General features: G+C 69.9%; 7 protein-coding genes. 1 reads left to right on the forward strand and 6 read right to left on the reverse strand.

Annotated features, from left to right (window positions below; genetic code table 11):
* Together I5E_RS04700 and I5E_RS04705 are read right to left on the reverse strand one after the other, a co-directional pair.
* Nucleotides 1-1,139: ABC transporter permease (locus tag I5E_RS04700; RefSeq protein WP_022905970.1), on the reverse strand; the 1,139-nt coding region annotated here is incomplete at its 3' end.
* Nucleotides 1,136-1,864 (reverse strand): ABC transporter ATP-binding protein, encoded by a 729-nt coding sequence (locus I5E_RS04705; RefSeq protein WP_022905971.1) that lies wholly within the window; start codon nt 1,862-1,864, stop codon nt 1,136-1,138. The genes I5E_RS04705 and I5E_RS04700, both read right to left, overlap by 4 nt.
* 80 nt (nt 1,865-1,944) lie before the next feature.
* On the opposite strand from I5E_RS04705, the gene I5E_RS21175 reads away from it, so the two are divergent.
* The gene (locus I5E_RS21175; RefSeq protein ID WP_022905972.1) at nt 1,945-2,574 is read left to right on the forward strand and encodes a TetR/AcrR family transcriptional regulator; all 630 of its coding nucleotides are present in this window, start codon (nt 1,945-1,947) and stop codon (nt 2,572-2,574) included.
* A 137-nt stretch (nt 2,575-2,711) separates the two neighbouring features.
* Here I5E_RS21175 and I5E_RS04715 read toward each other — a convergent pair whose 3' ends face one another.
* Genes I5E_RS04715 through I5E_RS04730 form a run of 4 tightly spaced genes read right to left on the reverse strand, consistent with a single transcriptional unit; the run spans nt 2,712 to nt 6,421 of the window.
* Nucleotides 2,712-3,755: a glycine betaine ABC transporter substrate-binding protein gene (locus I5E_RS04715; protein WP_022905973.1), complete on the reverse strand. Its 1,044-nt coding sequence runs from the start codon at nt 3,753-3,755 to the stop codon at nt 2,712-2,714.
* A complete protein-coding gene (locus I5E_RS04720; protein WP_022905974.1) occupies nt 3,752-4,513 on the reverse strand; it encodes an ABC transporter permease in 762 nt (253 codons plus the stop codon). Before I5E_RS04720 ends, I5E_RS04715 begins: the two co-directional genes overlap by 4 nt.
* Nucleotides 4,510-5,787 carry an ABC transporter ATP-binding protein gene (locus I5E_RS04725; protein ID WP_022905975.1) on the reverse strand — a complete coding sequence of 426 codons (1,278 nt, stop codon included), beginning with the start codon at nt 5,785-5,787 and terminating at the stop codon, nt 4,510-4,512. The genes I5E_RS04720 and I5E_RS04725 overlap by 4 nt, the downstream gene beginning before the upstream one ends.
* Nucleotides 5,774-6,421 carry an ABC transporter permease gene (locus I5E_RS04730; RefSeq protein ID WP_022905976.1) on the reverse strand — a complete coding sequence of 216 codons (648 nt, stop codon included), beginning with the start codon at nt 6,419-6,421 and terminating at the stop codon, nt 5,774-5,776. The genes I5E_RS04725 and I5E_RS04730 overlap by 14 nt, the downstream gene beginning before the upstream one ends.
* Between the last annotated feature and the right edge of the window lie 194 nt (nt 6,422-6,615).

Here is a 6,615-nt window from a genome sequence, read left to right on the forward strand (position 1 = left end):
GCCGGCAGGTCCTTGAGGACGGTGCCGGCGAGCACGTTCGAGATCCCGGTGCCGAGCAGGATCGCCACGCCCGCGCCGATCGCGCTGCCGAGGAACCCGATGAACACGGCCTCGAGCGAGAACAGCGTGTAGACCTTCCCGCCGCCCATGCCCATCGCCTTCATCAGTCCGATTTCACGGGTGCGCTCCTGCACGCTCATGAGCAGCGTGTTGATGATGCCGAACCCGGCCGCGACGAGTGCGATGACGGCGAAGGCGTTCAGCACGCCGACGATGCCGTTGATGACCGTCTGGAACTGGCCGAGCTGGTCCTGGATGGTCTGGCCCGTGTAGCCGTCCTTCGACAGGGCGCTCTTCACGGTGGTCGCCGACGCGCCGCTGTCGAGGGTGGCGGTGGCGCTGGCGTACGAGGTGGCGATCGACGAGGGCTTGCCGGTCTCCTGCGCCGCCTGCATCGCGTCGGTGAGCGCTGCGTTCGCACCGGCCCCGCCGCCGAACAGCGACTCGTTCTGCACGCCCGCGACCGTGGCGGTCAGGGTGTGTTCCTTGCCCTGGTAGTCGTCGACCGCGATGGTGAGGTCCTTGCCGACCGCGGCCTTCGCGCTGCCGAGCCCGAGGTTCTTCAGGTAGTTCGTCGGCAGCAGCACCTGGTTGCCGGCGGAGGACGAGTCGTCGAGCTGCTTCCCCGCGGCGAGGTCGGCGTCGAGCTCCCCCGCGTTCGCCGCGATGTCGACGACGTACTTGCCCGCACTGCCGTACTCGACCCACTTCGTGCTGAGGGCGACGGCCGGACGGACGCTCTCGATGCCGGCGACGTCCTCGATCTTCGTGACGTCGGACTGCGACAGGTACGCGAACGACGCCGGCCCGCGGTCGACGCTCTGGCTCGACTCGTCGGGGTCGTACTTCGCCGGCCCCGAGTCGGTCGAGGACTCGACGGCCTTGGTGATCGTCAGCGACCCGGTGTCGCCGATGGAGGCCACCTGGGTGTCGATGTAGTTGCTGACGCCCGTGCCGATGGCCGAGGTCAGGGTGATGGTGAACGCGCCGATGAAGATCGCGATGACGGTGAGCGTCGTGCGGAGCTTCGACCGGAAGGTGTTCGCGACCGCGGTGCGGAAGAGGTCGAGGACGTTCATGCGGAGTGCCTCCCGTGCCCGGTGGCGACGGCGTCGACGGCATCGTCCCCGCCCACGATGAGTCCGTCGCGGACGTTGACGCGGCGGTCGCAGCGTTCGGCGAGCTCCTCGTCGTGGGTGACGACCACGAGGGTGATCCCCCGGTCGCGCTGCAGGCCGAAGAGCATGTCCTCGACGACCTGACCGGTGTTCGTGTCGAGGTTGCCGGTCGGTTCGTCGGCGAAGATGACGCTCGGCTCCCCCACCAGGGCTCGTGCGATGACCACGCGCTGCTTCTGCCCGCCGGACAGGTCGTTCGCGTCGTTCTTCGCCTTGTCCGCCAGCCCGAGGGCGTCCAGCGCGGCCATGCCCCGGCGCTTCCGCTCGGCGCCGGTGACGCCCGCGATCTTCAGCGGGAGCACGACGTTCTCGAGCACCGAGGTCTTCGGCGTGAGGAAGAACTGCTGGAAGACGAAGCCGAACGTGCTGTTCCGGGTGCGGTTGACCTGCCGTGCGCTGAGCGTCGCCGCGTCGGTGCCGTCGAGCAGCACCTGGCCGGCCGAGGGCTTGTCGAGCAACGCGAGCAGGTGCATGAGCGTCGACTTGCCGGAACCCGACTTGCCGACGATGGCGAGGCTCTCGCCCTGGTCCACCTGCAGCGACACCCCCTTGAGCGCGTCGAACCGCGTCGCGCCGCGGCCGTAGGTCCTGGCGAGGCCACGGGCCTCGAGCACGGGAGTGGTCATGCGCCAACCGTACTGTCCACTGCACGACTGCAAGTTTGCGTTTGCTGTAAACCATGTGACGTTCCGGTTACAGTCGGGCCATGCCCGACACCGCGCCCGCCTCCGAGATGGGCCTCCGCGACCGCAAACGCCTCGAGACCCGGCACCGCATCGCCGAGGCCGCGCGCACGCTCGCCCTCGAACAGGACATCGACCGCACCACGATCGAACAGATCGCCGCGCGCGCCGAGGTGTCGCCCCGGACGTTCTTCAACTACTTCGAGAGCAAGGAGGACGCGGTCCTCGGGCACACCGAGCTCGACCTCGCCCCCGAGACGCTCGCCGCACACCTCGCCGCGGTCGAGGGCGAACCGGCGGCGCAGGCCGTGGTCGACCTGGCGTTCCTGGTGTTCGGGGAGTCCTTCGGCGACGAGCGCGAACGGCTCGCCCGCAAGGAGGTCATTGTGCGGTTCCCGCAGCTCATGCGCCGACAGGTCTCGCGGATGACCACGGTGGCCGAGGCGATGACGGGTGCCGTCCGCACGATCCTCGAGCGGGACCCGGCGTGGGGTCCGGACGCGGCCACCCCGCAGGCGGCCGAGATGCTGCTCGGCATGTGCATGACCGGGCTGCGCAGCTCGGCACGCCACGAGGGGTCGGACCCCGACGCGGTCCGCGCCGCGGTCGTCGCGTCGATCCGCGACACCGCCGCGCGCATCACCACCCGGTAGCGGACGGGAGGCGCGTGACGGGCCCGCCCCGCGCCTCCAGTCCGTACATGGTGAGCAGAAATGGTCGGGTGCCGCGCGCGGACCCGACCATTTGTGCTCACGATGCGAGCGCACCGCACGCGTCGCACGCGCACGCATCACGGCTTCGTGATGAAGCCCTCCTTGACCATCCAGTCGAAGGCGACGTCCGCCGGCTCCCGACCCTCGACGTCGACCTGCCGGTTCAGCTCCTGCAGCACGGCGTCGGTGAGCTTCGGCGAGATCTGGTCGTAGACGTCCGCGAGCTGCGGGTACTCCTCGAGCGTCTCCGAGTCGAGCACCGGAGCGACGTTGTAGGCCGGGAAGAACCCCTTGTCGTCCTCGAGCACCGTCAGGCCGAGCGACTTGATGCGGCCGTCGGTGGTGAACACCTCGCCGAAGTTGCACTTGCCACGGTCGGTCGCCGTGTAGACCGTGCCCGTGTCGAGGATGCTGACGTTGCCGCGCGGGACGCCGTTCTCGCCCGAGCCGCCGAGCTCGAGCCCGTACTTCTCGAGCATCGGCTTGAAGCCGTCCGCGCGTGAGTTGAACTCGGACTCGACGCAGAAGGTGCGCTCGCTGACGGGCAGCTTGGTGATGTCGGAGAGCGTCGTGACGTCGCCGAGTTCCGACACGGCCTCGTCACGGACGGCGAAGGCGTAGGTGTTGTTCATCGGCGCGGGTTCGAGCCAGGTGAGGCCGTTGCCCGCGTCCTCCTGCTTGACCGCCTCCCACTGCTCGGTCTTGTCCGGGATGCCCTCACTGTGCCCCATGAAGGTCAGCCAGGCCGTGCCGGTGTACTCGTACGTGAAGTCCGCCGCGTGCGAGGTCATCAGCTCGCGGACGGCGACGCTGCCCGGGACGTTCGTCTCGTCGGTCACGTCGAAGCCGGCGGCCTTGGCGGCGAGCACGGCGATCTTGCCGAGCACGAGCTGCTCGGTGAAGTTCTTCGAGGTCACCGTGAGGTGCGCCCCGGCGGGCAGGTCGTCGATCCGCTTGATCGATCCCGGGTCCGCGGCGGGCACGAAGGACGTCGCCGGCTGGAGTCCGCAGCCCGTCAGGGCCAGCGCGGCGGCGCCCGCCACGGCGGTGGCGGTCACGATGCGGCGGCGGAGCGTCGGACGGGAGGCGCGGGGTGCGTCGCGCGCGTCGGCGTGCGTCATCGGAGTCCCTTCGGTCGTGCGACCGTCTCGACCACGCGGCCGAGCCAGTCGATGGACAGGGCGAGGAGCGCCACGAGGAGCGCCCCGGAGACGAGCACCTTCGGCAGGAACAGCGTCACCCCCGTGGTGATGAGGAGGCCCAGGCCGCCGGCGCCGACGAAGGTCGCCAGGCTCGCGGTGCCGACGAGCAGGACGAGGGCGGTGCGGATGCCGGAGAGCATGACCGGGACGGCCAGCGGCAGCTCGACCTTCATGAGCACGCTGAAGGCACTCATCCCCATGCCCCGTCCGGCCTCGACGAGCCGAGCGTCGACGCTCTGCACGCCGATCATCGTGTTCCGGAGCACCGGCAGGATGGCGTAGAGCACGAGGGCGACGACGGCCGACCAGGAGTTCAGCCCGAGCCAGGCCGCGAGCAGCACGATCAGACCGACGGCGGGCGCCGCCTGGCCGAAGTTCGCGACGGCGATCACCCCGGGGCTGATCCGACGCAGCGGCCCGCGGGTGAGGACGACCCCGAGCGGGATCCCGATCACGAGCACGAGCACGGTGGCCTCGAGGGTCAGCACGAGGTGCTGCCCGGTCAGGTCGAGGATGGTCGACGGGTTCAGGGTCCCCCGCTCGGTGGCGGTGAGGTCCGCGGTCGCGAGCCACACGGCGAACGCCGCGAGGACCACGAGGATCGCGATCGGCTGGAACAGCAGGCCCTTCCAGGACGTGCTGGCGCCCGTGGCCGGTCCGGCGGCGACCGCGCTCACAGGTCCTCCCCGGACGGCGCGATCGTCGGGGCGGCGGGCGACGAGGGCATGGTCTCGATCGGGTTGGTGTTCGTGCCGACCGGGGCATACTGCTGCTCCTCGGCGGCGGCGGCGCGCGAACGGGTGATGGCGTCCATGACGACCTCGACCGTGATGACGCCGCGGAACGCCTCGCCGCGGCCGGTGACGAGCGCGGCACCGGCGCTCGAGACGAGCATGGTGTCGAGCGCGTCGTTCAGGGTCGCCGCCTCGCCCACGACGGGCAGGTCGGACTCGATGCCCTCCGGGATCCGGTCCAGCCGCTCGAGCTGACGGCGGGTCGGCCACCCGATCGGACGCTGACGACGGTCGACGACGACGGCGTGCCCGTGACCGCCGGCCTCCTGCATGCGCTGCAGGACGGCCTTCGTCTCCTCGCCGGGCGAGCAGGTGACCGCCGGCGCGAGCTCGACGTCGCGGACCCGGTTCAGCGTGAGCTGCTTGAGCCCGGCGCCGGACCCGATGAAGTTCTCGACGAACTCGTTCGCCGGCTCGGCGAGGATCCGCTCCGGGGTGTCGTACTGCACGATGTGCGCACCCTCGGTGAAGATCACGATCCAGTCGCCGAGCTTCACGGCCTCGTCGAAGTCGTGGCTGACGATCACGATCGTCTTGTGCAGCTCCTCCTGGATGCGGAGGAGCTCGTCCTGCAGGCGCTGCCGGGTGATCGGGTCGACCGCACCGAACGGCTCGTCCATGAGCAGGACGGGCGGGTCCGCGGCGAGCGCCCGGGCGACGCCGACGCGCTGCTGCTGCCCGCCGGAGAGCTCCCGCGGGTAGCGGTCGCGGTACGTGTCGGGGTCGAGCGAGACCAGGTCGAGCAGTTCGTCGACGCGGGCCGCGATCTGCTCCTTGGACCAGCCGAGCATCTTCGGCACGATCGCGATGTTCGCCGCGACCGTCATGTGCGGGAAGAGTCCGCCGGCCTGGATGACGTAGCCCATCCGGCGACGGAGCTCGTCGGCGTCGATCCCGGTGACGTCGTCGTCGCCCACGACGATGCGTCCCTCGGTCGGTTCGATGAGTCGGTTGATCATCTTGAGCGTCGTCGTCTTGCCGCAGCCGGACGGGCCGACGAGCATGACGATCTTGCCCGCGGGGATCTCGAGCGTGATGCCGTCGACGGCGGGCTTCTGCTGGCCGGGGTACCGCTTGGTGACCTCGTCGAGCAGGATGCTCCGGCCGGTGACGTCGCCGTCGGGAGCGGTGGTGGTGGCGGGGTCAGTGCTGGACACGGATACCTCTCGAGATGGTCAGGCGGCCGAGGCCGATGAGGAGCAGGTCGAGGACGAAGGCGATGATCACGACACCGACCACGCCGACGACGACGGAGGACAGGGCGTTCGCACCACCGAGGCGCGAGAGGCCCGAGAAGATGAAGCCGCCGAGCCCGGGACCGAGGGCGTACGCGGCGATCGCGGCGATGCCCATCACCATCTGCGCCGACACCCGGACGCCGCTGAGGATGATCGGCCACGCCATCGGCAGCTCGACCTGCACGAGCGTGCGGAAGCGGCTCATGCCGATGCCGCGCGCGGACTCGACGACGGTGGGCGGGATCTCGGCGAGTCCGACGACGGCGTTGCGCAGGATCGGGAGCGCGGCGAAGAACACCACGGTGGTCACGGACGGTACGACGCCGAACCCGAGGGGCACGATGAGCAGACCGATGACGGCGAACGACGGGAGCGTCAGGCCGATCGCGGACACCCCGTTCGCGACGGAGGTCAGCCGGGGGCTGCGGTAGACGAGGGTGGCGAGCACCACGGCGATGACGGTCGCGAGCACGGTGCACTGGACCACCAGCGAGAAGTGCTGCCACGACGCGAACCAGATCTGGTCCCATCGCTCCACGATGAACTGGAACACGCGGAAGCGCTCCTCCCGGTCGGCCGAAGTACCCACGGGTCGGGGCACAAGTGCCTTCGAACCTAGGCAGCGCGACGAGTGTTGTACACCTGCAAACGTCCGGACCGGGGGGATCCTGCGGATCCCGTCAAGGGAAGGAACCCCCAGGTCAGCAGGGCTTCCGGCACGTGTAGCTGGGAGAACGGTAACGATCC

It is taken from the genome of Curtobacterium sp. B18 (assembly GCF_000333375.1).
GTDB lineage: Bacteria > Actinomycetota > Actinomycetes > Actinomycetales > Microbacteriaceae > Curtobacterium.